Annotated in this window: 22 protein-coding genes, 1 tRNA gene and 1 pseudogene; 14 read left to right on the forward strand and 10 right to left on the reverse strand. The window is 63.7% G+C overall.

Features of this window, described 5'->3' with window-relative positions; genetic code table 11:
* Positions 1-9: 9 nt before the first annotated feature.
* Entirely contained in the window at positions 10-609 is a 600-nt protein-coding gene (locus O5K39_RS13620) for a hypothetical protein (RefSeq protein ID WP_271144158.1), read from the reverse strand.
* 59 nt (positions 610-668) lie between these two features.
* On the opposite strand from O5K39_RS13620, the gene O5K39_RS13625 reads away from it, so the two are divergent.
* Both O5K39_RS13625 and O5K39_RS13630 read left to right on the forward strand, forming a co-directional pair.
* Positions 669-1,574 (forward strand): hypothetical protein, encoded by a 906-nt coding sequence (locus tag O5K39_RS13625; protein WP_271144159.1) that lies wholly within the window; start codon positions 669-671, stop codon positions 1,572-1,574.
* Complete coding sequence (locus O5K39_RS13630; protein ID WP_271144160.1) at positions 1,487-2,497, forward strand: hypothetical protein; 1,011 nt, start codon at positions 1,487-1,489, stop codon at positions 2,495-2,497. The genes O5K39_RS13625 and O5K39_RS13630 overlap by 88 nt, the downstream gene beginning before the upstream one ends.
* Before the next feature lie 39 nt (positions 2,498-2,536).
* Here O5K39_RS13630 and O5K39_RS13635 read toward each other — a convergent pair whose 3' ends face one another.
* Genes O5K39_RS13635 through O5K39_RS13645 form a run of 3 tightly spaced genes read right to left on the reverse strand, consistent with a single transcriptional unit; the run spans position 2,537 to position 5,150 of the window.
* Positions 2,537-3,121, reverse strand: coding sequence for a hypothetical protein (locus O5K39_RS13635; protein ID WP_271144161.1), 585 nt, complete (start codon positions 3,119-3,121; stop codon positions 2,537-2,539).
* Positions 3,105-3,491: a hypothetical protein gene (locus tag O5K39_RS13640; RefSeq protein ID WP_271144162.1), complete on the reverse strand. Its 387-nt coding sequence runs from the start codon at positions 3,489-3,491 to the stop codon at positions 3,105-3,107. The genes O5K39_RS13635 and O5K39_RS13640 overlap by 17 nt, the downstream gene beginning before the upstream one ends.
* A gap of 42 nt (positions 3,492-3,533) precedes the next feature.
* Positions 3,534-5,150 (reverse strand): type IV secretory system conjugative DNA transfer family protein, encoded by a 1,617-nt coding sequence (locus tag O5K39_RS13645; protein ID WP_271144163.1) that lies wholly within the window; start codon positions 5,148-5,150, stop codon positions 3,534-3,536.
* Here O5K39_RS13645 and O5K39_RS13650 point away from each other — a divergent pair.
* From O5K39_RS13650 to O5K39_RS13670, 5 genes and pseudogenes are all read left to right on the forward strand, one after another.
* Positions 5,096-5,272, forward strand: a pseudogene (locus O5K39_RS13650) (hypothetical protein); the annotation flags it as partial. The gene O5K39_RS13645 and the pseudogene O5K39_RS13650 overlap by 55 nt on opposite strands.
* Before the next feature lie 218 nt (positions 5,273-5,490).
* Positions 5,491-7,200 carry an SIR2 family protein gene (locus tag O5K39_RS13655; RefSeq protein WP_271144164.1) on the forward strand — a complete coding sequence of 570 codons (1,710 nt, stop codon included), beginning with the start codon at positions 5,491-5,493 and terminating at the stop codon, positions 7,198-7,200.
* A gap of 23 nt (positions 7,201-7,223) precedes the next feature.
* Positions 7,224-7,766 carry a hypothetical protein gene (locus tag O5K39_RS13660; protein ID WP_271144165.1) on the forward strand — a complete coding sequence of 181 codons (543 nt, stop codon included), beginning with the start codon at positions 7,224-7,226 and terminating at the stop codon, positions 7,764-7,766.
* Positions 7,766-10,192, forward strand: a complete 2,427-nt coding sequence (locus tag O5K39_RS13665) for an AAA family ATPase (protein ID WP_271144166.1) — start codon at positions 7,766-7,768, stop codon at positions 10,190-10,192. The genes O5K39_RS13660 and O5K39_RS13665 overlap by 1 nt, the downstream gene beginning before the upstream one ends.
* Before the next feature lie 170 nt (positions 10,193-10,362).
* A complete protein-coding gene (locus O5K39_RS13670) occupies positions 10,363-11,280 on the forward strand; it encodes a hypothetical protein (RefSeq protein WP_271144167.1) in 918 nt (305 codons plus the stop codon).
* Between the two features lie 513 nt (positions 11,281-11,793).
* Here the strand turns inward: O5K39_RS13670 and O5K39_RS13675 are convergent.
* The 4 genes from O5K39_RS13675 to O5K39_RS13690 are packed head-to-tail and all read right to left on the reverse strand — an operon-like array spanning position 11,794 to position 15,349.
* Complete coding sequence (locus O5K39_RS13675; RefSeq protein WP_271144168.1) at positions 11,794-12,540, reverse strand: SDR family oxidoreductase; 747 nt, start codon at positions 12,538-12,540, stop codon at positions 11,794-11,796.
* On the reverse strand, positions 12,537-13,046 hold the full coding sequence (locus O5K39_RS13680; RefSeq protein WP_271144169.1) for a cupin domain-containing protein: 510 nt from the start codon (positions 13,044-13,046) through the stop codon (positions 12,537-12,539). Before O5K39_RS13680 ends, O5K39_RS13675 begins: the two co-directional genes overlap by 4 nt.
* On the reverse strand, positions 13,043-14,137 hold the full coding sequence (locus tag O5K39_RS13685) for an alpha/beta hydrolase (RefSeq protein WP_271144170.1): 1,095 nt from the start codon (positions 14,135-14,137) through the stop codon (positions 13,043-13,045). Before O5K39_RS13685 ends, O5K39_RS13680 begins: the two co-directional genes overlap by 4 nt.
* A gap of 21 nt (positions 14,138-14,158) precedes the next feature.
* Positions 14,159-15,349 carry an MFS transporter gene (locus tag O5K39_RS13690; protein ID WP_271144171.1) on the reverse strand — a complete coding sequence of 397 codons (1,191 nt, stop codon included), beginning with the start codon at positions 15,347-15,349 and terminating at the stop codon, positions 14,159-14,161.
* A gap of 112 nt (positions 15,350-15,461) precedes the next feature.
* Between O5K39_RS13690 and O5K39_RS13695 the strand changes: the two genes are divergently transcribed.
* The 3 genes from O5K39_RS13695 to O5K39_RS13705 all read left to right on the forward strand — a co-directional run bounded on the left by O5K39_RS13695 (position 15,462) and on the right by O5K39_RS13705 (position 18,067).
* Positions 15,462-16,358, forward strand: coding sequence for a LysR family transcriptional regulator (locus tag O5K39_RS13695; protein ID WP_271144172.1), 897 nt, complete (start codon positions 15,462-15,464; stop codon positions 16,356-16,358).
* 1,085 nt (positions 16,359-17,443) lie between these two features.
* Complete coding sequence (locus tag O5K39_RS13700; protein WP_271144173.1) at positions 17,444-17,908, forward strand: hypothetical protein; 465 nt, start codon at positions 17,444-17,446, stop codon at positions 17,906-17,908.
* Between the two features lie 14 nt (positions 17,909-17,922).
* Positions 17,923-18,067 (forward strand) — tRNA-OTHER (locus O5K39_RS13705).
* A 4-nt stretch (positions 18,068-18,071) separates the two neighbouring features.
* Here the strand turns inward: O5K39_RS13705 and O5K39_RS13710 are convergent.
* Positions 18,072-18,629 (reverse strand): hemerythrin domain-containing protein, encoded by a 558-nt coding sequence (locus O5K39_RS13710; RefSeq protein WP_271144174.1) that lies wholly within the window; start codon positions 18,627-18,629, stop codon positions 18,072-18,074.
* A gap of 223 nt (positions 18,630-18,852) precedes the next feature.
* Between O5K39_RS13710 and O5K39_RS13715 the strand changes: the two genes are divergently transcribed.
* From O5K39_RS13715 to O5K39_RS13730, 4 genes are all read left to right on the forward strand, one after another.
* Positions 18,853-20,511, forward strand: coding sequence for an alkaline phosphatase family protein (locus tag O5K39_RS13715; RefSeq protein ID WP_271144175.1), 1,659 nt, complete (start codon positions 18,853-18,855; stop codon positions 20,509-20,511).
* A gap of 122 nt (positions 20,512-20,633) precedes the next feature.
* A complete protein-coding gene (gene pyk, locus O5K39_RS13720) occupies positions 20,634-22,079 on the forward strand; it encodes a pyruvate kinase (protein WP_271144176.1) in 1,446 nt (481 codons plus the stop codon).
* 7 nt (positions 22,080-22,086) lie between these two features.
* Positions 22,087-23,127 (forward strand): DNA adenine methylase, encoded by a 1,041-nt coding sequence (locus O5K39_RS13725; RefSeq protein ID WP_271144177.1) that lies wholly within the window; start codon positions 22,087-22,089, stop codon positions 23,125-23,127.
* Between the two features lie 45 nt (positions 23,128-23,172).
* Positions 23,173-23,316 carry a hypothetical protein gene (locus O5K39_RS13730; RefSeq protein WP_271144178.1) on the forward strand — a complete coding sequence of 48 codons (144 nt, stop codon included), beginning with the start codon at positions 23,173-23,175 and terminating at the stop codon, positions 23,314-23,316.
* Here O5K39_RS13730 and O5K39_RS13735 read toward each other — a convergent pair.
* Positions 23,313-24,602: a dicarboxylate/amino acid:cation symporter gene (locus tag O5K39_RS13735; protein WP_271144179.1), complete on the reverse strand. Its 1,290-nt coding sequence runs from the start codon at positions 24,600-24,602 to the stop codon at positions 23,313-23,315. The two genes, O5K39_RS13730 and O5K39_RS13735, sit on opposite strands and share 4 nt — an antisense overlap.
* Positions 24,603-24,625 lie beyond the last annotated feature (23 nt).

Below are 24,625 nucleotides of genomic sequence, written 5' to 3' on the forward strand. Positions count from 1 at the left end.
CCGCAGCAATCAGGGAGCCGCGCTTTCAAGCGCATCCAGGTAGCCGTCGCAGCCCGTGAAATAGTCATCTACGGTGTTCATGACATCGGCCAGGGCGACAAGGTCAACATGGTCCAGGGCGAGCGCGATCGGGCGGCCCTTGGTATCGACGGGATAGCGGTGAGAGAACGAGCCGGGATCCACGACCGCGAACTCCGCGACGATGCGGCCGACCGCCTCGTCGGCGCCGTCGGGGTCGGCGACGCCGAAGCCCTCGACGACCGTCCTGAACCGCGTCCAGAGAACGGAGAGGTCGTGAGATTTCCAGATCGCTTCGACCTCGACAGAGGGGCCATAGGTCGCGATCAGATACTTTAGCGACAGCTCTATGAACTGGCGGTAGTTGAACAGGATCGGAAACACGAGCGTGTCCCGATCGCCGCGGTCGTCGGTCGCGTGGGCTACCATCAGGTCCCCCGCCCGCTTGTAGCCGGTCATCATCAGAACCATCCGGCTGTGGGGCGGCTTCACGAGGGTGGCGTTGCCGTCCCAGTCAGGTGAGACGGTGAACAGTCGATCACCGGCCTGTGGCCAACGGAACGGTTTGCTGAGAAGCGCCTCGAAACTCATCCTGTCCTCCTGTCGAACCTTCGCGTCATAATGCGGAAATGGATCTTATTCCGGAGAACATGCTCCGCATCATCGCCCTTGCCCTGCCGGCCGGGCACGGGTTCGGCGACCGGGTGCCCGTCGGCGCCTGGGGCGATCCTGAGGGAGCCACCTGCGGGATCGTGACACGGCATGCCGAGACCGGCGAGCTCGGCGTCATCGCCATGCGGCGTCGGGTCGATGACGTCTGGACCGAGACGGCGCGCGAGTTCGGATTCCGATCGCTCAAGCATGCGCAGGAGCGCCTTGAAGCCCTGCTGCGCATCGGCGCGCCGGCCGAACCGCTGCCGCCCAACACCGCCCCACGGGCAGGCCTTCACGACCTTCAGGGCCGTACCCCCAGTCCCATCTTCGACTCCCTGCGCACGCCGTCGCATCATCTGGCCGCGTGGATACTGAACCAGCTCTACCTCGCTCTCCCCAATCCGGACCGGAACTGGGCCGGAGATTGCCAGACCGGGAATTTCCATACCCGCATGTGGGAAGCCCAATTGCTGGCGGCGTTCCGAGAGCAGGGCCTGCATGTCAGCCAGCCGTTCGAGTCTCCGGACTTTCACATTCGCAATCGCCACGGCGGCGAGGCCTGGGTCGAAGCCGTGACCGCCAATCCTGAAAAGCGTTTCGACCACCTCAACGCGCCCAGGGTCGCGCCGCCAGCCGACCGGGACGCCCTGTTCTTCGGCCCGGCGGCGCTAAGATTTGCCAAGACCATCGGGAACAAGCTCCATCGGCGTTATGACCAGCTGCCGCATGTCCAGGGCAAGCCCTTCGACGTCGCTAACTCCGTGGCGTGGAGCAGTATCTTGCGCCGACAGCCCCATCCCGCCAGATCAGGACCATGGCGCCAGGTCAAATCTCGAAAATCGAGGACATCCCATACCTCGACAAGGAACAGCTTAAGCGGTCTCTCTTCGTGCCGTCGCTAACGTTCCACGTCGATGGTCGTTGGAGGGTCTGGGTCCAGACCGGTGACAATGCATTTGTCGAAATTCTTGGAGAGCCTGCCGAGTCTTATTACTTCGCCGTGGAAGCGGAAAAGGAGGGGGACTTTACGACAATCCACCTCAACTTCATCGCCCAGCATGCCCTCATCAAAGGTCTTACGCGGTCATTCGGCGCGTTCCAAGACGATCTGTTCAACCTGGCTGCTTCTCTTGCGAAGCTCGACCTCATTCACGCCTCTGGCTCGGCGGCTCGATCACGCATGGCCTGCACGGAGGTTGAGTACATACTGACTGTATGCCGAAGCATGTTCGATCTGCTTCAGGAGATGCTGTCCTGTCTTTGGGAGAACGTCCGGCTGACCGATCCGAGGGCATCGAAGCGCGCCCTGAAGCGCAGCTTTGCCGAGATGGCGGTGAAGGGCGCTGTGCCGCGTGCGGCCACAGACATCGCTCGCATCTACGGCCTGCCGCAAGGGATCGCCGAGTGCTACGCGCGTCATGCGCCGCTCTTCCTGCGGCTACGTAAGTTCCGCGACGATCTTGTGCACAAGGGCTATGCGGTCAAGGCGCTGTACACCGGCGACGACGGTTTCCTCATCGCGCGAAACCTCGGCCCATTCGAGGACATTCGCATCTGGCGTGACGATGAGATGGAGCCAAACGAGTTAGGGCCACTCAAGCCCGTACTCGGCCTATTGATTCATAACCTGCTGTGGGCTTGCAACGACTTCATCGAGGAGTGGGCGAAGGTCATCCAGTACCCTTCCGCGCTTGTCCCCGAGATGCTTTACTACAGCCGGGGCGACAGTAATGCGCAGCTTTTGGCCGCGCTGAGAGATGCGCAAGATCGCCTGAGCGAAGGGCGCGGCCTGCCGGGTGGCACTGAGTTCCCTGTCCAGAGCTGAGGGTTCGCGACCGCTATCGTTCGATGGTGCTGCGGGGCGCTAGTGCAGCTCCGATATTTCCTCTGCATTGAACGCGAGAAATTCGAGCAACTCTTTGAGGGCTTCGATGAGCGCTTTCATTCCTGGTATCTCCTGCATCGCTTCGAGAAGACTGCTGACGATCGAGGCCGCCAGGTCGAAATAGCGCTGCCAGGCCCGAAACCGTTCGCCGAGTTCCTGCAGTTGTTGGCGAACCGAGTTTCGGCGACCGGCCATGCGGGTCTTGTAGACGACAGGTTGTCCGGTCAGGCCAACGGCCGCCAGTTGGGGTTGGCGCAGCGGATAGTTCTCGGTCAGGTCACGGATGAGCACCTTGACCCGCGGTCGCGCATCCTCGAGGGCGAGCTGACCGCCCATAAAGGAAAGCCCCCCAAGTCCCGGGAAGGCAAAGTCATAATCGACATCTTCGAGGTTCTGGAGCTCGCCGCCGACCTCGCGGAGGGCCACGTCCAGATCGACCAGAAAGCCGATCAGACCGCCGCCCTCGTCCTCCGGACGCTCCGGGCCACGACCGCCACCACCGCCGTCGTTCCCGCCGTCGCCGAACGCACCGAAGTCGAGGTCCACTTCATCCGGTTCCATCATGATTGAACTCTCCCCGCGAATCCGCCTTTGAAAGAATAGGGGGATAGACGTCATGCAGCCAGAAGCGCCGACTATCGGCAGTCGCACCACCCCTGTCGATCAACGTCGACGTCTTTACATAATCGGCAACGGCTTCGATCTGCATCATCAGATACCGTCGAGCTACGCCCACTTCGGGGCGTATGTGCGGGCGACCGACGCTCGCCTCGCCGACACTGCCGAGGATTTCATTCCAGCGCCGGTCGGCGAGACCCTCTGGTCGCGGCTGGAGGAAAACCTCGCCTGGCTCGATACCGACCACGTCACCGATCAGGCCTCGATCTTCCTGAACAGCCCCGGCGCCGACGACTGGAGCGACGCCGACAACCATGCCTACCAGTATGAGGTCGAGCAGATCGCTGCGGCCCTGTCCTCACGGCTGAAAGCGAGTTTTCATGCTTGGCTGAGGACGCTTCCGATTCCCTTGGGCGAGAGCTGGAGCGGACCGCGTCTCGCGATTCCAACGACGGCACGCTACCTCTCCTTCAACTATACTCCGACGCTGACGCGTTTCTACGGAGTGCCCGAAGATCGCATCTTGCATATCCATGGACGCACGACGGATCCGGAAGATGCCGTCATCCTGGGTCACGCGAGAGAGTATGAACCCCGCAAGCGGTCGGAAGCCGACGCCGACATGGATTTCCGGGTGCTGGAAGGTGAGGACATCCTCGACCGCTACTTCGCGGCGACCTTCAAACCGGCCGAGGCAATCCTGTCCCGGCACTCGGAATTTTTCGACGCATTGTCTGACATAGAGGAGGTCAGGGTGCTCGGTCACCCGATCGAGCCACGCCTGCACGTCCTTCTCGGAGGCGCCGGGCGGTGGAGGCGTCAGGCCCTCGGCAGCGAAGCGGCGAACGATGCTGTCGAAATCCATGTCTGTCTCCCCATCTGAGGACATCGTTGTTGGTGGGACGGTCGCTGTCGAACGCGCAGGCGTGGGCGCGACCGGCACATCCGGCGGTGGGCGCTGCCTGGCGGTGAAGCGGGGGTCCGAGAAGTAGACGAGCTTGCGTCCGCGCGTCGGAGCAAGGCCCGCCTTCAACACGATCAGGGCGTGTTGCGGGAACTGCATCAGCTCCTGCGGCAGCATGAGGGCGCGCTTCTGATCGGAATCGGTGAGACTTCGCCGGCCCTGCCCCAGTCCCATCGGCCGGCTGCGGCTGCGTCCCCGGTAGGTGTAGTAGCCGAGCCGTTCGCTCAGCTCCTGCGCCACCTTGAGCTCCTTGGGCGCGAAGACGATCTCCAGCCCGCAGTTGGTGAGAATATCCTCGGTCACGTCGGGACCATAAAGCGCCCGGAGTTGGGAGGGGCTCTGGATGACCGGCAGCAGACGCAGGCCGTATCCGGCAACCCAGGCGAAGGCGTGCGCCAGCACAGGCGCGCGACCGAGCCGCGCGAACTCATCCAGCAGCACCAGGGTCTGGGGATCGCTCGCGTCAGGCAGGGCGCGGCTATTGAGATCGACGAGCTGCTGGAACAGAAGGGCGTACAGCGGAGCGACCCGATCCATGTTCTCGGGCGAGGCCGCCAGATAGAGCGACAGCCGGCCGCCGCGGATCCCGCGCAGATCGAAGTCGCTCTGGCTGGTCGCAGCATCCACCAGCGGATTGAGCCAGAGCCCCATGCGGGTGGTGATCGACTGCCGGATCGATGCGAAAGTGTTTTCGCCCGAACTGCAGAAGTCGTTCAGGGCCGTCACCGCTCCGGCGGGCAGGGGATCGCCGTCCTTGCGGCGCTGCTCCAGCAGTTTGGGCAGCCGGTCGCGCGGGTCGCCGTCGGTCAGCTGGCGGTAGATCTCGCCCAGGGTGAAGGGCAGGTCCGGGGTCGCGGCGACATAGGCGCCCACACCGATGAAGCCGGTACGGGCCGCTTCAGCCCAGAACGGGTCGGCATGACTAACGGGGTCCCTTTTCCACGCCGATCCACAGTCCTCACAGTGTCCGAGATGTGCTCGCGACCCATGTTCTGAAGACGACCGGCTCATATGAGCAGGCCAGCTATGCGATCCAGGACACGCCGGCCACCGTTCAGGCGCACTACGGCCGGTTTCTTCCTCAGGACAAGGCAGCGCTGGCGGCAGCCGTGTTGAACAAAGTCTGGGCATAGGTAGACGAAATGTGGAGGTGAGGCCGTGCCGCCGCCTCACCTCCGACCTGACCGCATTTTGCGCCAAGGACGAAACGGTCATCGACGTGTCCTTCCGGTTGTTTAATGATGAGAGGATGACTGAGTCCCGGCTTCACCCCGAATATGGACCATGCAGCTGGCGGCAGGCGCCCAGATGCATAAGCGTCGTTTCCACGCCATCTCGGGCGGCGAGCTGAATGCCCGCGCCGCCGGCAGCTACGATATCGGTCCGCGCCACGCTCGACATGCTGGACGGACCCAAACGCGAACTTGCGGACGGCGTCGCCAATGATCGTTACGCCTTCTGGCTCGGGTCAGGGATCTCGCGAGAGCGGATGCCTGACCTCCGAGACCTGGCGAAGCGTATCCTGATCGAACTGCAAGCGCGGGTCGTGTCGGCGGACAACGCCTGCCGCTTCCGCAAGGCGCTTACTGCTGTCGTTGCGCTCACCACTCCGAGCGATGATGAGCAGTCGGGGATCGATTTCTCCCTCTCCCCCGACCAGTGGCCGGCGTTTGATATTTTGGCCGCCCGCTTGATCAACAACTACGCCCGCATGCTGAATGTGACCGTGGACGGGGAAGAGGCCGACTATCTGCTCTGGGACATTCTCAATGCGGCCAGTATCTACGCCGACGCGACGATAGAGCCGGATGCTGAACACCTCTGCCTTGCGGCGCTGGCGATTGAGGGCGCCGCCTCTGAAATGCCGTCGGCGAACTGGGACCCCTTGGTAGAGCGGGCGATAAGCTCGCTCGCTGGCGCACAGCCGATATTGCGCGTCGCAGTCGCACCGTCGGATGTCCGAAGCGCTCGGCGCCGCGCCAATCTCTACAAGTTTCACGGCTGCGCCCTGGCTGCGCTCAACAACCCCGGTGAATTCCGCAAGCATCTCATAGCGCGCCAGAGCCAGATCAATGGCTGGGTGGCGAACAACCCTGTCGTGGCGCCGTTCCTCACTCATCTTATCGTCACCAGACCCACCCTCATGCTGGGTCTGTCGGCTCAGGACTCAAACATTCAGGGGCTCTTCGCTGCGGCCGAAGCTCAGCTGGCGTGGCGTTGGCCGTCCCATCCGCCGGCGTACGCCTTCTCCGAGAATGCACTCGGAGGCGATCAGGAAAGCCTGCTTCAGAACGTCTACCACCTTGATTACACCCCCGAACATCGACCGCTGATGGAAGCCGAGGCTCTGGTCCAAGCCTACGCCAAGCCGCTACTTCTCGCGCTGTACCTTTTTGTCATCACGGCGAAGCTGAAGATGCTGGTGACCCACAAGCTGCCGGATCTAGCGGATGCAGATCGGGAAAAGCTGCACAGAGGGCTCGAACACGCGCGCAATCATATCTCCGAAGGGCTTGAGCCGACTGCCATTGCGGTGAGCGAGCTTCTCACCCTTTCGGGCCGCGCGATGACCATGTTGCGTGATGGAACCCTGCCGGACGCATCGGGTGGCGTTTATGTGCCGATCTCGCCGGATGCCATCGACCGCATGCCCGCCGATCCGACACTGGCAGGCAGCGGCGTCTGTGAGTTCGCCATCGCTTCAGGCCTGATCGGCTTGGGTCTGGAGCGTGGTCTGTGGACCGCGGAGAAGCCGGACGCGGCGGATGCGACTTCAGGCGCGCTTCTACTGTCCGGACGAAGCGGACCCGCCCGCGTCTATTTCGCCGCCAGTCAGCGCGCGGCGATCCGCCTCGGCACAAATGGACTGATTGCGGACAATGACGACGCGGTGATCATCCACAGTCACGAGAATCCGCCGGCAATGCCGCGGTCTCCGCGCCGGCCTCCTGGCCGAACGGGCCTCGCGACCGTGCGAGAGGTCAGCCTCGAGGAGTTGCTGGCTTCAGGTTCCGAGGTTGAGGATCTTCTCGAACGCTTCCGCAGCAAGGTGGCGCTGTGACAGCTGTTGTTCCTGCAGAGCGCGTGGCCGACCTTCTCGTCAGCGCCGGATACCGACGGATCGGCACGCCTCTTCAGATTGCCGGCCTCACCTTCGATGTGGCAGGTGCCTTCACCGGTGTCGATCATTCGGCGGACCTCGTCATCATCGGTGATATGGCTGATGGTGAGCGCAAGGTTCTGTTGCAGGTAGACGGAATCGCCAGAGCGCTCGATGTGATGCGGTCCCATCGCCCTCTAACCACGATCGTCGTCGGCCCCCGGCCTGTGGGTAAAGCGCTGGAAGCGCTGGCTCAGGTCGGCCGTGTTCTGGCGGTGGAGGAAGCCGCCAATCCCGCCGACCTCAGGGACCAGCTGGCGATCCTGTTACCGCTTGAGCTGCCTGCCTCGCTCTCGCTCGATCGTGACCTAGGAACAGGCGAGTCGTTGGCGCTACCTGACGACCCGCTCGCGCGTGAGCTGTTCGAGGCGTCGAAGTTCGGCGAAGACTCGGTGCGCGCCCGTTTTCACGCCGCCATATCCCAAATCTTCGATCCCGGCGATCCGGATGACGGGGAGACCGTCTGATGTATCGGTTGAAGTCGCTCTACGTGAAGGATTTTCGCAGTATCGACGGGGTTGTCGACGTCTCGCTCGATGCGCCAATCGTTCTCATCCACGGCCCAAACGGTGCCGGAAAGACTAGCCTCCTATCGGCTATCGAACTGGCTCTGACGGGTGGCGTTCCTGCGCTGTCGCGCGCCGAGCCGGATTATCTAGCCTATCTTCCCCACAAGGATCGACCGTTCGGAGAAATCCGTCTGGAGATCTCAGAGGCCGATGGCGCTCTTCGTTCCGGGGAGTTCAGGGTTACGACTGACGGCATCTCAGGAGCGCCGCTTCTTCAGGAACCTGAAGCCAGTTTTTTCAGCGAGCGCAGCTACCTCGCTCAGTCGACTCTAGGTCGCCTTCTTGAGATCTATCAGCACACTGACAAGAAATCGGACTCGCCGCTGACGCGCTTCGTGAAGGAGCTGCTGGGGTTGGATCGGATGGAAGCGATGATCGGCGGCCTGTATTCTGCAGGAAACATCGCCAGGCTCAAGATCCCGGTGCCCGCCTATGGCCTCGGCCGAGACGACATTCCCGTAATCGAGAAAAGCGTCGCCGATCTCCGGCGACAAGACGATGAGATCGCTGCGCGTCTGGCCGAAACAGAGCCGAAGCTGCGGGACACGCTCTCGACCGTCGATCCGTCGCTGCTCGTCGTCGTCGCCGATCTTCCAGAACTTGCACGCCGCCTGAAGACCGACCCAGAAGAGCTCGAGCTTGTGGACCTGGTTCGGGCGCGGCGCGAGCTTGACGTATCGCAAGCGAGCATGGCGGCAACGAGTACGTCACCCGGAGCCGCTGAACGGGCCAAGGCCGAGGCCGACCAACAAATCGCCCGCAGTAATCTCGAAGCTTGGAGGCAATCGCAGGCTCCTGCGATCAACGCCCTCCTGACGCGCGCCGCCGGCTTATTCGTCGACCTCTCTGTTTCGGAGGAAGCGTCCTTTGTGGATCGAGCCAGATCTCTGGAAACCCGGATCACGGGTGACCTCACTCGGGTAGGTCAGCTTATCTCAAGCCACGAACTGGCGCTCGCGCGGCGCAACGAGACATCTCAACAGCTCGACGAAGTTCGCGCGCGTGTCGCACGGTTGGACACGGAGATTGAAGCCGCCGCCGAGAGCGATGACGGCTTGGCGGAGGGGCTGTCGGAACTCGCTGAGCATATCCACGGGGAACAGTGCCCAGTATGCGACCGGGATTTTTCGCAGGTTTCCACGACTCCGCTGCACGCCTATCTGACTGCGAAGATCGCCTCGTTGGTCGAGCAGTCTGGCCGGCTGCAGTCGCTCGTACAGGGACGAGCGCAAAACAACGCCGAGGTGAACCGGCTCGAACGCGAACTGGTGGCCGCATCAGCCCAGGTCGTCGCGGACACGGATCTCAACCTTCTCAAACGCCGTGCCGCGGATCTCTCCGAGGTAGGCACCCAACTCGTGCAGATGCTGCCAGCGATGCAGTCGGGGGATGGTCTTCGCGCCGAAGCGGAGCGCGTCGCTCGATCGGTCATAGCGGTTCAAAGCGCGGATCAATCGTCCGTCGTGTTGAGGTTGAGCCTAGAAGAGCTCGCGGCACGCGTCGATGTAACCGTCCTCGACGGCATGCCGACAAGCGCCCTTCTCGACGCAGTCCGGATCAAGCTCGTCGAGAAGGAGGTTGCGCTGACTGGCCGTCAAGGCGCGCGCCGTTCCGCAATAGAGGCTGTATCCATCCTGAGCCAAGACGTTATCGAGCGCAAACGACTGGGCGAGCTGCGTCAGCAGGCCGAGGCCAGATTGACGATCCTCCGCCATCAAAAGAGCTCGGCGGATGCCATCATCGAGCTTGGAAAGGATCTCGTGAGGCAAACCCGCGAAGCGCGTGGTCACGTTGTACGGCGAGTGTTTAACGATGAACTCAACGCGGTGTGGCGTGACCTGTTCGTGCGCCTGGCCCCTGAGGAGCCTTTTATTCCTGCCTTCGCCATTCCCGACGTCGGCGCTGCGGATATTGAGGCTATTCTCGAGACACACCACAGACGCGGTGGCAAGGGTGGTAACCCCCGAGCAATGTTGAGCGCGGGAAATCTGAACACCGCTGCTCTGACACTCTTCCTCGCTCTCCACCTTTCCATGGACGCGAAGTTACCCATGCTGGTGATCGACGATCCGGTACAAAGCATGGATGAGGTCCATATCGCGCAATTCGCGGCGCTTCTCCGGACGCTGTCAAAGCAGATGAAGCGGCAGGTAATCATCGCTGTGCATGAGCGGTCCCTCTTCGACTATCTAGCTTTGGAACTGAGCCCAGCCTTCGAAGGCGACCGGCTAAACATCATAGAGCTCGGCCGCAACGCCGTAGGTCAGACCACCAGTCGCTGGGATCCGAAACTGTTCGTCGCCGACCGTGCGATAGCCGCGTAACGTCCACGGGTTAACTGCTGAGAGCAGGCCCGTCGAGGTATCGTGCAATACTGGTTCCGACAGTTGAATGTCGAGCGGTGGCGGGACAACACCAAACTGGTTTCCGTGAGCTGGCTAAGGGCCAGCCAAGTGCCTGGAATAGGCGCTCAGGTTCGTTGAGAGGCTCAAAGATGTCGTATCCCACCTTCGAAAGCGCCAACGAAACGGTCGATCGGTTCCTGACGATCCTGAGCGCAAGCGGGGTGGATCTTAGGGCGTCTTCGGAAACGGAGGCGCTGGCGATGACCGACGTTCTGAATATGTGGCGTCGCCCAGATAGTCGCCCTGCCGACGCGCGCTCCGTCGTCAGCCAAGCGATGGGTTTTGTAGACCTCGCGGGCAAGGTAGCGGCGGTCGAGAACCATGTCGATTTTCCACAGCTCCTCTCGCACCTAAAGATGCTGGCGGGGACGACTGTCGTCCAAAACGCGCCGAGCGTTGTAACGGACGGCGACGCAAACAAGGTGATTGAGCTTTATATCGCCGCGCTGGCCATGACCGCTGGCTCGAACATTTCGCTCGATGACCCCAATCACTCGAAGGGCGATAATCCCGATGTGATGCTGGACTTCAGAGGCAAGCGCTGGGCGCTGGCGTTGAAGACGTTGCACAGTCGGAAGCCGCAGACCCTTTTCGACAACATTAAAAAGGCATCCGATCAGATCGAGGCGTCGGCGGCTGACCACGGTCTAGTCGTCCTCAACGTCAAGAATGAGCTCGACTACGGGGCGCTGTGGCCATCGGCTTCATCTTCGCAGCCGGAGGAGATGGTCAAGGCTGAGCTCCACCATCAGATCTGCGCCATCGCTCACCAGCTGGACGTGTTCGAACCTGAGGAGTGGCGTGACATCCTAGGTCCGGCCCGGAAGGCGGTACCACCGGTTCTCTTCTTTGGCCAAGCGGTGTCCTCAGCGATTCCGGCGGAAGGCCGCCAGCCTTATTTCATGAGCCTTAAGTGCATGATGACTTACTTGACCCCCTCACCTGACACGACTGGGGGGTTGAGGCTCGCAAACCACCTCAACGACGCTGCCCAGCGGTTCACCTAGGTTATGCGTGTGGTTATCTCTCCATCCATCACGAACCCGCGATCGATTTGAACGCGTCTTTCGTGCCACCTAACCCGTCGCCCTGCGTCTCAACCAATTCGATCATGTGGTAGCGGCTCATGATCGGGCGATAGCTCGGCCAGATCGCGAGTATCGGATCATGGTCGTTCCTGTTGCTGCCCCACCTCAACGAAGCCTCGCATCTTGTTAGTGGCGATCTGGCCCGGAAATCCCGTCAAGGGCAATCACGCAAACTGTTCGCGGGTCAGGCGCACTGGTGCTGGACGACTGGTCGCCTCTGTTCGACGGGGTATTTCCTCTACTATCCCAGTCGATGTCAGAGCCTTACTGCCTTCCAGATCGTGGGGGATGCACTGCGGTTTCGGGACAGTTGAAGGTCGTCTTTCCGGCTAGCAGTCTGCTTCTGACTCTGAGGCGACTTTCGGAGTGTCCGCTTTCTGCTTCGCATCGGCTGGTATCTGGCGACCGCCCGGCGATGTTGGACGTTGGATTTCAGAGTTTTTGGGCGGTGGGTCGGAACAGGATTTCGTTGATGCCCACATCCTCGGGCTCGTTGATGGCGAAGGCGACCAGCCGGGCCAGGGTTTCGGCGGGCACGCCGATCTCGGCGACATAGTCCTGATTGGCCTTCTGAACGTCGGTCTCGCTGATGTGGTCGAGGAGTTCTGTCTTCACCGCACCCGGCGAGATGATCGTGGTTCGGATGTTGTGGGGCGCCATCTCCTGGCGGAGACCTTCCGATAAGGCGCGCACCGCGAACTTGGTCGCGGAATAGACCGCCGAACCGCCGAACAGCTTGTGGCCCGCGACGGACGATACGTTGATGATGTGGCCGGACTTCTGGGCGATCATGTGGGGCAGGGTGGCGGCGACGCCGTAGAGGACGCCCTTCAGGTTGACGTCGATCATCTGGTTCCATTCGTCGACCTTGACCCGCTCCAGCGGCGACAGGGGCATGACGCCGGCGTTGTTGATGATCACGTCGATCCGCCCATAGGTCTCGATCGCCGCATCAACCAGACGCTTCAGGTCATCGCGCTCCGTCACGTCGGTCGCCACGGCGATGGCCTTGCCGCCTGCGGCGGAGATCTCGGCCACGAGGGCCTCGATGCGATCGGTGCGCCGCGCGCCGAGGACGACGTTGGCGCCCTTCGCAGCCAGGTGGCGGGCCGCCGCCGCACCCATGCCGGAGGACGCGCCGGTGATGACGATGGTCTTGCCTGTGATGTTGTCGGTCATTGATCTGCCTCTGCTTCGCCGGCCGACGTGTCGGCGAGATACTGTTCGTCGGTCACATGCTCCAGCCAGGTGACGGGCGAGCCGTTCTGGCTTTCCTGGATGGCGATGTGGGTCATGGCCTCGTGCGGCCTGGCCCCGTGCCAGTGCTTGTGTTCGGGTGGGCACCACAGGATGTCGCCGGCGTGGAACTCCAGCTTCGGGCCGCCCTCGATCTGGGTCCAGCCAACGCCTTCGGTGACGATCAGGGTCTGGCCCAGCGGATGCACGTGCCAGGCCGTGCGGGCTCCGGGCTCGAAGCGGACGATGGCGCCGCCGACACGCGAGGGTGCCTCGCGCTGAAACTGGCCGCTGATGGTGACGCGACCGGTGAACCATTCGGCCGGACCTTCGATGGTGGTCTGGTCGGCCTCGCGGGTGATTTCCATGGCGGGAGCGCCTTCTTGCGACTGCGTGAGGGTTTCGGTGCCCAACAGGGCGGCCGTGGCTGAGAGAACTGAACCGATCAAGCCAGGTGCTCCTCGAAGAAGCGCGTCAGCCGGTCGAACGGGATAACGTCGACGCGGTCATAGAGGTCGACGTGGCTGGCGCCGGGGACGATCAGGAGTTCCTTCGGCTCCGCCGCCGCCCCGAAGGCCGTCTCGCTCATATAGCGAGAGTGGGCGTTCTCGCCGTGGATCAGCAGGATCGGTCGCGGGGAAATCTCGGCGATGTAGGTGAGCAGCGGCATATTCATGAAGGACAGCGGGTTGGTCTGCGTCCAGGCATTGCCCGAGTTGACCGCCCGCGCATGATAGCCGCGCGGCGTCATATAGTAGGCGTGGTAGTCGACCATGAACTGCGGCTCGCCGCCCTTCAGTTCATTTGATGCAGGGCCGTAGGCAGGGCTGCCGTTGCGCGCATCCTCCCAGCGCTGGCGGCTCATCTGCTCCAGCGACTGCGCCCGCTGTTCGGGCGTGACACTGTCGTTGTATCCGCGCGCCGACACGCGACTGATGTCATACATGGTGCTGCTCGCGACGGCCTTGACGCGCTTGTCGGCCGCGACGGCGTTCAGCGCCATGCCGCCCCAGCCGCAGATGCCGATCACGCCGATCCGCTCCTGATCGACCGACGGGTGCAGGCCGAGGAAGTCCACCGCCGCCATGAAGTCTTCGGTGTTGATGTCGGGCGATGCGACGTTGCGCGGCTGTCCGCCGCTTTCGCCGGTGAACGACGGATCGAACGCCAGGGCCACGAAGCCCCGCGCCGCCATGGTCTGGGCATAGAGACCCGACGACTGTTCCTTGACCGCACCGAACGGCCCGCCGACCGCGAGGGCCGCCAGACGTTGGCCGTCGCGCCCCTTGGGTCGATACAGATCGCCGCTCAGAGTGATGCCGTAGCGGTTGGAGAAGCTGACCTTCTGGTGGTCGACGGCATCGTTGCGGGGGAACACCTTGTCCCAGTCGCTGGTCATGGTTTGCGCCTTTGCATCGGAGGTGGGGAGGAGGGAGGCGGCGGCCAGGGCGGTCACGCCGGCGCCGGTCAGTTTCATCAGGCCGCGACGGTCCATCGCGGGGGACGGCCGGGTCTGAAGGTCGGGGGAAGTCGGGGTCATGTCGGGCTCCGTGGTTTCTGCTCAGCGGGGTTTCAGGAGGGTGCGGCCGTCGCGGACGATCAGGACCGCGGTGACGGCGAGGGTGACGCTAGCGATCAGCACGGCGTTGATGGACAGGTGATCCAGCAGCAGGCCGCCGACGACGGCGCCCAACAGGATCGAGGCCTGGACGGCGGCGACCATCAGGCCGCCTGCGGCTTCGGGCGCGTCCTCGGCGTTCTGGGACATCCAGGTCATCCAGATCACCGACATGGCGGTGTTCATCGCGCCCCAGACGACCAAGAGGAGACCAACGGCGATCGGCCAGCCGCCGAAAGCCAACAGTCCTGCGGTGACCGCGCCCATCACCAGGGCCGGCAGACGCAGAACTCTGGAGACGTCGCCGGTGATGAAGCGGCTTGAGGCCCAGGTGCCGAGGAAGCCGGCGCAGCCGAGCGCGAGAAGCAGGATCGACAGGCCGGTGACGCCCACGCCCGTCACCTGTTCGAGGAAGGGCCGCAGATAGGTGAACAGGGTGAAGGCCGAGCCCCAGGACAGCATCGAGGCGATCAGGCCGGTCAGGAAATATCGGCGACGCAGTAGGTCCAGCATATCGCCGATCCCCCGCCGTCCACGGGCGGGCAGCGACGGCAGTGCGACGACGTGCCAGACGAGATTGGCGACCACGATCGGGGTCAAGGCCCAGAAGACCTCGCGCCAGCCGAACAGGCCGCCGAGATAGCTGCCGATCGGCGCGGCGAAGGCGGCGGCGATGGCCTGACCGCCATACATCAGGGCCAGGGCGCGCGGCACGTCCGACGCCGGGACCAGCCTCATGATGACAGAGGTCGCCAGCGCCCAGAAGCCGCCGATGCAGAGACCGAGCAGGGCGCGTCCGACCATCAGGACCTCGAAGTTCGGCGCGGCGGCGACCAGCACCAGCGAGATCGCCATCAAACCCGTCATCGCGATCAGGACCCATTTGCGGTTCAGGCGTCCCGCCACGGTGGTGACCGCCAGGCTGGCGACGATGGCGAACAGGCCGCTGATCGAGATAGCCTGACCGGTCTGCCCGACGGAGGCGCCCAGACCCTCGGCCATGGGCGTCAACAGGCTGACCGGCATGAACTCCGACGCGATGAGCAACGCGACGCACAGCGCCATCGACAGCACCGCGCCCCAGGCGGCGGTCGGCGTCGTGGCTTCGGATGTCGGTGCTGCGGCGGCGAGCATGGTCGTCTCCCTCTTTCGTCGAGGGACAAACTAGGCTCTGGCGTTCAAAGCGATTAGCCAGAGAGATCGGTATGAACTAATCGATGCAGACGATTAATCGCGGAGGCCGTCCATGGCCGGACCAGACCTGAACCAGTTGACCTGGTTCCAGATCGTTGCCGAGGAGCGCAGCTTCACAAAGGCCGCCGCCCGGATCGGTGTGGCCCAGTCCACGCTCAGCCATGCCATCCGTCAGCTTGAGGCGCGTCTGGGCATCCGGTTGCTGACCCGCACGACGCGTAGCGTGGCGCCCACGGCGGCGGGCGAGCGTCTGCTGCAAACGATCACCCCGCGCCTGGCCGAGATCGAGCAGGCAATCGAAAGCCTGACCAGCGTGCGGGACAGGCCGGCAGGCTCCATCCGACTGACCCTGTCCGACCACGCTTTGGAAAGCGTGGTGTGGCCCAAACTCAAACCGGTCCTCGCCGCCTATCCCGACATCAAGGTCGAACTGATCCTCGACAGCACCTTCCGGAATATCGTCGAGGAGCGGTTCGATGCCGGCGTCCGGCTCGGCGAAAGCGTCGAGAAGGACATGATCGCCGTGCGCATCGGCCCCGACTGGCGGCTCGTCGCCGTCGCCTCACCCGGCTACCTGGCCGAACGCGGCAGGCCGGTTCATCCCAAGGACCTTGTCGCCCATTCGTGCATCAACATGCGCCACGAGTCGGCGGGCAGCCTCTACGCCTGGGAGTTCGAGAGGGACGGTCAGGCCTTGCGCGTCCGCGTCGACGGCCAGGTCACCTTCAACAACTCCTATGCCATGATCGAAGCCGCCGTCAGCGGGCTGGGGATCGCCTATGTGCCCGACGACATCGTCGCGTCCCATCTGGCGTCAGGCGCGCTGGAACTGGTTCTGGACGACTGGTCCCCAATGTTCGAAGGCTATTTCCTCTACTACCCAAGCCGTCGTCAGAACCTTGCTGCCTTCCAAATCGTCGTGGACTCACTGCGGTATCGGGACAGTTGAGAGCCGTCTTTCCGGCTAGCAGGCAACGCCTGCTTCTGATTCATCGCTGACGCTGAGAAGGTCCGCCTCCCGGCCCAAGTCTCATGCTGACGTGTGGGCCGCGGAATTGGGCCGCCTCTGAATCTCATTCGACCTTTGGCAGGTCCGCTCTTGGGCTGGCGCTGGAACCTGAACCCAGTACGTCTGCATCTCACTCTCTGCGGAACTTGTGGTTGTCCGGGTTTTGACCCGCTGCGTCACTTCCCGGTCGTCGCGACCGCGTGGTTCTCGACCCAACCCTGGAACGTCTCGCAATCCATGGCGCGACCCATGTAGGACGCGCTTTGACGTCTCAGTTGATGTCTCGTTCGGTTATCGCAAACTGAGATCGGTGAGCCGATGAGCGTCCCGCTGAGAATCATGTTGTGACGGGCGCATGGCTAGCGCTCTGACTCACCGTGAAATCGTCGCTCACCACGAAGCGGCACATTCTGTAATCGCTGTTTGTTGCGGGCCTGGCGTATCGGGAGGGATCGACCTCAATGCCGCGACGTCGGTCGCTGGCGCATTCGGGAACACGAAGGTCAACCTATTTGCACCCGACGCCAATCAACCAATCGGCGTTCAAGAACGCGACGCAGTCAGAAACGCCGCCATTATCTGCGCTGGGGCAGCGAGTGACGCGAAGCTTCACGCAATAGGGCTGAACCAAGCGTTGATTGCTCAGCCGGGAGATCATGGGTTCGTTCACAGCCACCTAACTACCCATCCGTGCGTACCTGCGGCAGACATTATCAGTGTGGTAGCGGTTGGCTTGGCAACGGCGGACTTCCACCTCGCAAAGGCGCACGTTTGGTATGCTGTAGAAAGCGTTGCGACCGCGTGCCTCTCCAACGGAGGCATCATAGATGCGGCGACAATCAGGGCGATCTGCGGCCACTTGGCAAACACGATCTAACTGGCGTGACCCGCACCCGAGGAGAGTCCAGTACTGATCCACGCTGATCCTCCCTAGCAGGATCATGGGAAAATTACGTCGAGGGATAAGGGCCTTAATGAGAGCCGTGGCGCGGTGGAAACCAAGGCTGTCATGCTAAGCTGTTCTGATGGAAGACGCTCGGCTCCACAGATTGGGAAATGAACTTTTCGTCGCGTTTGCCCGCACGGAGTACGCGCTCAAGGCTGCTGGCTTCCTGAGACGCCCTGACGGGAATGCAGAGGCAAATTGGGAAGCTTTTGCTGCGGCGATTCAGGACGAATTCAAGGTGAAGCGGCAGAATGACGCCGCCGTTCGAGACGCAGCCGAGGGCTTGTTGGCTGCCCCTCCCAACAAGCAGATTGTGACTAACGGCGTGTTGAGCTGGTCTGAAGTTCAGCCGCAGGCGGCCTCAGAGACTGACCTTCTGCTTCAATATGTTCGGCGGGTTCGAAACAACCTGTTCCACGGCGGTAAGTTCAACGGCGTCTGGTTTGCCCCGGAGCGCGCCGACTTCCTGATTCCCAAATGTCTGTTGATCCTAGATGCGTGTCGCGCTTGCTCGTTGGGGGTAACGCAGGCGTACGAAGGCTGAATTCAGTACGCGAAGTGGGCGTTGAAGTTACACAGAACCTTACACATTCTAATGGTGTGTGATAGAAACATGATAAGTATCAATCCATTGATGCTGGCGTGTGTGACTTAAAATCTGCTTCCTCACGGAGTGCCGGTTCGAGCCCGGCCGCCCGCACCAGTCTTCAGTTCGGCGCGGCTGGCGCGTCGTCAGACCGGGTCATCATGGCCTTTTCGGTGTCGTCGCCCTCCATCGTCAGGGTGACGGCGGGCTTGCCGGCCTGGAACTCTTCCATGGCGGTGGCCTTGCGGGCCCGCATGGCGTCAGCCAGGGCGTCCATGTCGAGGCCGGCGGCGCGGGCCTGGGCGAACATGCCTTCGGCGCGCTTTTCCTCTTCCTCGACGTGGTGCTCGATCGCTTCGGACAGCACCTTGACCTTGGCGTCGTAGAAGTCCTCGTCGGGGCTCATCGCCTCGATTTCGTTGATCAGCAGCTTGGCGCTGTCATGTTCGACATAGGCTTCATTCAGAAGGTCCTCCTCGATCTTGCCGCGACAGGCCGGATAGAAGATCTCCTCTTCGATCGCGGTGTGGACCTTCAGCTCCAGACAGGCCTGGTTGGCCAGGGTCTGCTTCTTCGACGAGTTGGTGGCCTTCTCGAAGGCTTCGAAAATTTCCTCGACCTTGCGGTGATCCGCCTTCAGCAGGGCGACGGCATCCATCTCTTCGTATGACTGGGCCATGGGGTTTCTCCTTGCACTGGCTGATCGAAAAAGCGGCAAGAGAACACCGGTTCCACAGAGAATGACTCGCAGAAATCGTTGAGGAATTGTCCAGTTCCGCACAAATGAAGAGGCACTGGCTCCAGATCGTCCTTGCCGGGCCATGGCCTTTCTCGCCACTGTCACGCCTGCGCAATACCGACCCGGTACAGGGTCGGCCGAACCAACTCGCTGGAGCCCCGCCTTGAACCTCGCGCCACTGATCGCCGCTGCCCTGGTCGCAACCCTGCCGGTCGCGGTTCAGGCCCAGACGCCGCGCGAGGCATCGGCACCGGTTCAACCCGCTCTCATCGTGACGATCGTCATCGATCAGTTCAGCGCCAATCTATTCAACCAGTATCGCGGTCGATTCAGCGGTGGTCTGAAAACCCTCGCCGATCAGGGCGTGGTCTATGTCAACGGCTATCAGGCCCAGGGCGTGACCACGACCTGCCCCGGTCATTCGACCGTCCTGACTGGTGCCTTCCCGACCCATACGGGCATCCCCGCCAACGAATGGATCGACCCTGCGACGGGTCAGGAGGCCTATTGCCTGGCGGCGCCGAAGAACACGATCGCCGACGGCTCGGCGGGCGAGAACGGTCCGGTCGGTCCCGACAACATGCGCGTCACCACCATGGCCGACTGGTTGAAGGCGAAGAGCCCGACCAGCCGTGTCTATGCCGTCTCGGGCAAGGATCGAGGTGCGATTACCCTGGCTGGCCACAGGCCCGACGGCGCTTTCTGGCTGGCCGAAGGCTTCGGCATGACCACCTATCTCGAACCGGGCCAGACGGCGGCGGAGCGCCTGGCTCCCATCGCCGAGTTCAACGCAGCCTATGTATCGCACTTCAAGGCCACGCCGGTGACGACCTGGACCGTGCGGCATCCGGCCTGTCTGGAGATGGCCGGGACATCAACGATCAGCGGCCAGACCTTCACCGCCGGCCTGCCGCCGATGAACTATTCGCTGGAGAACTCGCCGGCCTTGGATGAAACGACCCTAGCGGCCGCCTCCGACCTGCTGGATCGTCAGCAACTGGGCCGTCGTGGCGTCACCGACATGCTCGGCGTCAGCCTGTCGGGCACGGACAAGATCGGCCACGGCTATGGCACCCAGGGGCCGGAGATGTGCGAGCAGATGATGCGCCTGGATGCCGCGCTCGGCGACTTCCTTGGCCAGCTGACCGAGGTTCCCGGCGGTGTGGTCGTCGTCCTGACCGCCGACCACGGCGGCTCGGACTTTCCCGAGCGAATGAGCGACCGGGGCGCGGTCGCCGGCCGATACGACCCGACCCTGCTGCCACGCATCAACGAAAAGCTGATGGCCCAGTTCAGTCTGGCCGCGCCGCCGCTCCAGAGCGGGGGAACCGGTTTCATCGTCGCCGACGCTGAGCGGGTGTCCCTGGCCGAGCCCTTGCGCAGCCAGGTCATCGCCGCCGCCGTGCCGCTGTTGAACGCGGAGCCCAATATCGTCCTTGCGGTACCCCGCGACGAACTGCTGGCCGAACCCATGCCGGCGCGGGACGCCGATCCCGAAGAGCTGACGGTACGCGAGCGCCTGCGCCTCAGCGCCGTACAGGGCAGGGGGGCCGACATCCTGCGCGCCTATGCACCCAACCTGACGTCCGGCGCGCGCATCGGAGGCTCGATCGCCAGTCACGGCTCGCCCTGGGACTATGACCGGCGCGTGCCGATCATCTTCTGGAGCCCCGGAGGTCAGGCGCAGGAACGGTTCTGGCCAATCCGCACCGTCGATATCGCCCCCAGCTTGGCGCATCTGGTCGGCCTGACGCCGCCCGCCGAGATCGATGGGCGCTGCCTGCATCTGTTCGACGAGGCACCCTGTCCCGTCGCGCCGTGATGGATCGTTGACGCGTTACAGGGCGTCACTTCTCGTTTCCGGCTTGAGCCCGGGCTTACGCCGTGCGCGTTTGGGGGGCAGAAGCGAATCCTGAGGAAACGCTTCCGTCAAACGGGACACAGATGAACAGAGCAAGACGCGGTCGCATCGTCGCGACCCTGGGGCCCGCAAGCCGCGCGCCCGGAATGGTGAAGCAACTGGCCCAGGCCGGGGTCGATGTCTTTCGCCTGAACTTCAGCCACGGCTCGCATGACGATCACGCCGCCGCCCTGAAGGCCGTGCGCGGGGCCGAGATGGCGCTGCAGCGTCCGCTGGGCGTGCTGGCCGACCTGCAAGGGCCCAAGCTGCGGCTCGGACGGTTCGCCGATGTCGAGATCTCGGTCAAGCCCGGCCACACCATGCGGTTCGACCTGGACCCCACGCCCGGCGACGCGACACGGGTGCAGATGCCGCATCCGGAGATCTTCAAGGCCCTGAGGAAGGGGATGCTGCTGCTGCTCGACGACGGCCGGGTCCGGCTGCGCGTCGGCGATCGTACCGACGAATGGGCCGACGTCACGGTCGAGAGCGGCTCCAAGCTCAGTGACCGCAAGGGCGTGGCGGTGCCGGAGGCGGTGATCCCGGTCTCGGCCCTGACGCCCAAGGACCGCGAGGACCTGGCCTTCGCCCTGCGGATCGGCGTCGACTGGGTCGCGCTCAGCTTCGTCCAGAAGGCCGAGGACATGGCCGAGCTGAAGCGGCTGGTGAACGGTCAGGCGGCCTGTCTGGCCAAGATCGAAAAACCCCAGGCCCTGGCCGACCTGGGGGCGATCATGGACTATTCCGACGGCGTCATGGTCGCGCGCGGCGACCTGGGCGTCGAGCTCGACCCCGAAGAGGTGCCGGTCGCGCAGAAGATGATCATCCGCGCCGCCCGTCAGCGCGGCATCCCGGTCATCGTGGCGACCCAGATGCTGGAGTCGATGACCTCGGCCCCGGCCCCGACCCGGGCCGAGGCGTCGGACGTGGCCAATGCGGTCTATGAAGGTGCCGACGCCCTGATGCTGTCGGCCGAGACGGCGTCGGGCGACTATCCGCTGGAATCGGTCGGCATCATGAGCCGGATCATCGAGCGGGTGGAGAAGGACCCGCTGTGGCCCAGCCTGATGGACGCCGAACACGCAGGTATGGACGACATCGACGCCGACGCCCTGGTCGCGGCGGCGCGCAAGGCGGCCGAGGCCCAGTCGACGGCCTGTATCGTGGTCTTCACCAGCCTGGGCGGCACGGCGCGGCGGATGTCGCGCGAGCGGCCGCTGCAGCCGGTGCTGGCGCTGACCCCGAACCCTGCGACGGCGCGTCGTCTGGCCCTGGTCTGGGGGTTGGAGACTCGTCTGGGCAAGGATCCCGCCTCGCTGGAGGACGTCACCGATCTGGCCGTCGAAAGCGCGGTCAAGTTCGACCTGGCCCAACCCGGCCAGCGTATCCTGGTGCTCGCCGGAACGCCTTTCGGTGCGCCGGGGGCTGCGAATCTGCTGCGACTGGCCCATGCTCCGGCCAAGGCGGCGAAACGGTCGCGGAAAACCTGACGGGCGAATGATCAAATATCTGGGGTCGAAGCGTGCGCTGCTGCCCCCGATCCTGGAGGCGGTGAACGCCCTGCTGCCCGAGCGGGGCGTGGTCTGCGACCTGTTCTCCGGCACGGCCCGCGTCGGCCATGCGCTGAAGGGCCAGGGTCATCGGGTATGGTCGAACGACCACAACGCCTATGCCCACACCCTGGCCACCGCCTACGTCCAGGCCGATCGCGAGGTCTGGGCCGACCGCGCCGCCGTAGTCCTCGCCGACCTTGCCGCAACGACCCCCGAGCCCGGCTGGTTCACCAAGGCCTTCTGCGAGGACGCCCGCTTCTTCCATCCCGACAACGGCGCCCGGATCGACGCGATGCGCGACCGGATCGAGGCCATGGGGCTGGAGCCCGAACTCAAGGCCATCGCCCTGGTCTCGCTCATGGAGGCGGCTGACCGTGTGGATTCCACCGCCGGCGTCCACATGGCCTATATGAAGTCTTGGGCCCCGCGCGCTTTGAAGCCGCTGATGTTGCGGATGCCCGACCTGTTGCCGGCCGTGCCCGGCGGTCCATGCCGCGCCACCCACGCCGACGCGCTGGACGTCGCCGGCCAGTTCGACGGCGACCTCGTCTACCTCGACCCGCCGTACAATCAGCACTCCTATCTGGGAAACTACCACTGCTGGGAGAGCCTGGTGCTGTGGGACAGGCCCGAGACCTATGGCATCGCCAACAAGCGGGTCGATGTGCGGACGAGGAAGAGTGCCTTCAACTCCAAGCCCGGTATCGGTCCGGCGCTGGAGGCGGTGGTGGCGGCGATCCGGGCCCCCAATCTGATCGTGTCATTCAACGATGAGGGCTATCTGTCGCGCGATCAGCTGGTCGCCATCCTGTCCTCGCGCGGCCATGTCCGGGTCGTCGAGATCGCCCGGCCTCGCTACGTCGGGGCCCGCATCGGCATTCACAGCCCCAAGGGCGAGAAGGTCGGCACGGTCGGGCGGTTACGGAATGTCGAATACCTGTTCGTGGTCACCGAACGGCCCGAGGAACTGCCGGTCGCGGCCTGACGGAACACAATCCGGCCTCAGTCCGTTACCCGACCTATGGAAGCCGTGAATGCCACCCCCGTCCGCCGGTCGCCTGAGCCGACCGTGTCGCAAGCGCTTCAGGCCTTGCCCGCCTGGGTCACGATCGCCGCTGGTGGCGTGGTCGCCGCCGTCGTCGGGGCAATGCTGGGCGGCGCGCTGCACATCTAGATGCCTCCGGCCGGCACCGCCGCAGGCCCCTCGGCCTCGGGATCGCCGGGCAGCCAGGCGACCCGGCCGTCATAGATGTCCTCGTTCAGGATGCCTTCTTCCTTTGCGACCAGCACGGGGACGAGCATCTGGCCCGTCACATTGGTGGCGGTGCGCATCATGTCGATGATCCGGTCGATGGCGACGATATAGCCGATCCCCTCCAGCGGCAGGCCCGCCGTGGACAATGTCAGGGTCAGCATGACGATGGAGGTGCCCGGCACTCCCGCCGTCCCCAGCGACCCGAGTACCGCGGTCAGCCCGATCAGGACGTACTGGGTCAGCGTCAGGTCGATCTTGAAATACTGGGCGATGAATATGGCCGCGATGGCCGGATAGATGGCCCCGCACCCGTCCATCTTGACGTTGGCGCCCAGCGGCACGGCGAAGGCCGCATAGGCCTGGGGAACGCCCAGCCGCTCGACCGTCTGGCGGAGCGTAATGGGCAATGTGCCAAGCGAGGACGAGGTCGCGAACGCCGTCTGCTGCGCGGCGAAGGCCCCCCGGAAGAAGGCCGTGACCTTCAGCCCGTGCAGTTTCAGCAGCCCCGAATAGACCACCAGGATGTGGAACAGGCAGGCCGCATAGATGGCGACGATGAATTTGATCAGGGGCAGCAGCGCCTCCCAGCCATAGCCCCCGACGACCGAGCCGATCAGGCCGAAGACCCCGAACGGCGTCAGTTGGATCACCCAGCGGGTGATGCGGAAGATGATCGCGGCCCCTTCATCGACGAACCGCCGCGCCGTCGCCGCCCGCTCGCCCAGTGCCACCAGGGCCACCCCGACCAGGGCCGAGAAGAAGATGATCTGCAGCACCTTGCCTTCGCTAAGGGCCGCGAACGGATTCCTCGGTACGACGCCCAGCAGCACTTCCAGCGGGGTGGGAATCTCGCGCGGCTTGACCTCGCCCAGCGGCAGGTTGGCCAGGCCCATCCCTGGGTTGATCAGATGCCCGAAGGCGAACCCGACCAGCACGGCCAGCAAGGATGTGATCGCGAACCAGACGATGGTTCTGACCCCCAGCCGCACCGCCCCGGCCCCTTCGCCCAGCTTTGCGATCGACGAGGCGATGGTGAACAGCACCAGCGGCGCGACGACCATGCGGATCAGGTTCAGATACAGGTCGCCGATCGGCTGCAGCCAGACCTCGGCCTGTTCGCGCAGGATCAGCCCCGCGACGATGCCCAGCCCGAAGCCCACGGCGGTGCGGATCCACAGCGGGATGGCGAAGAAGCGGGCGATCATCGGCGAACGGCTTTCGGGGGAGC

This window comes from Brevundimonas sp. NIBR10 (assembly GCF_027912515.1).
Classification (GTDB): domain Bacteria; phylum Pseudomonadota; class Alphaproteobacteria; order Caulobacterales; family Caulobacteraceae; genus Brevundimonas.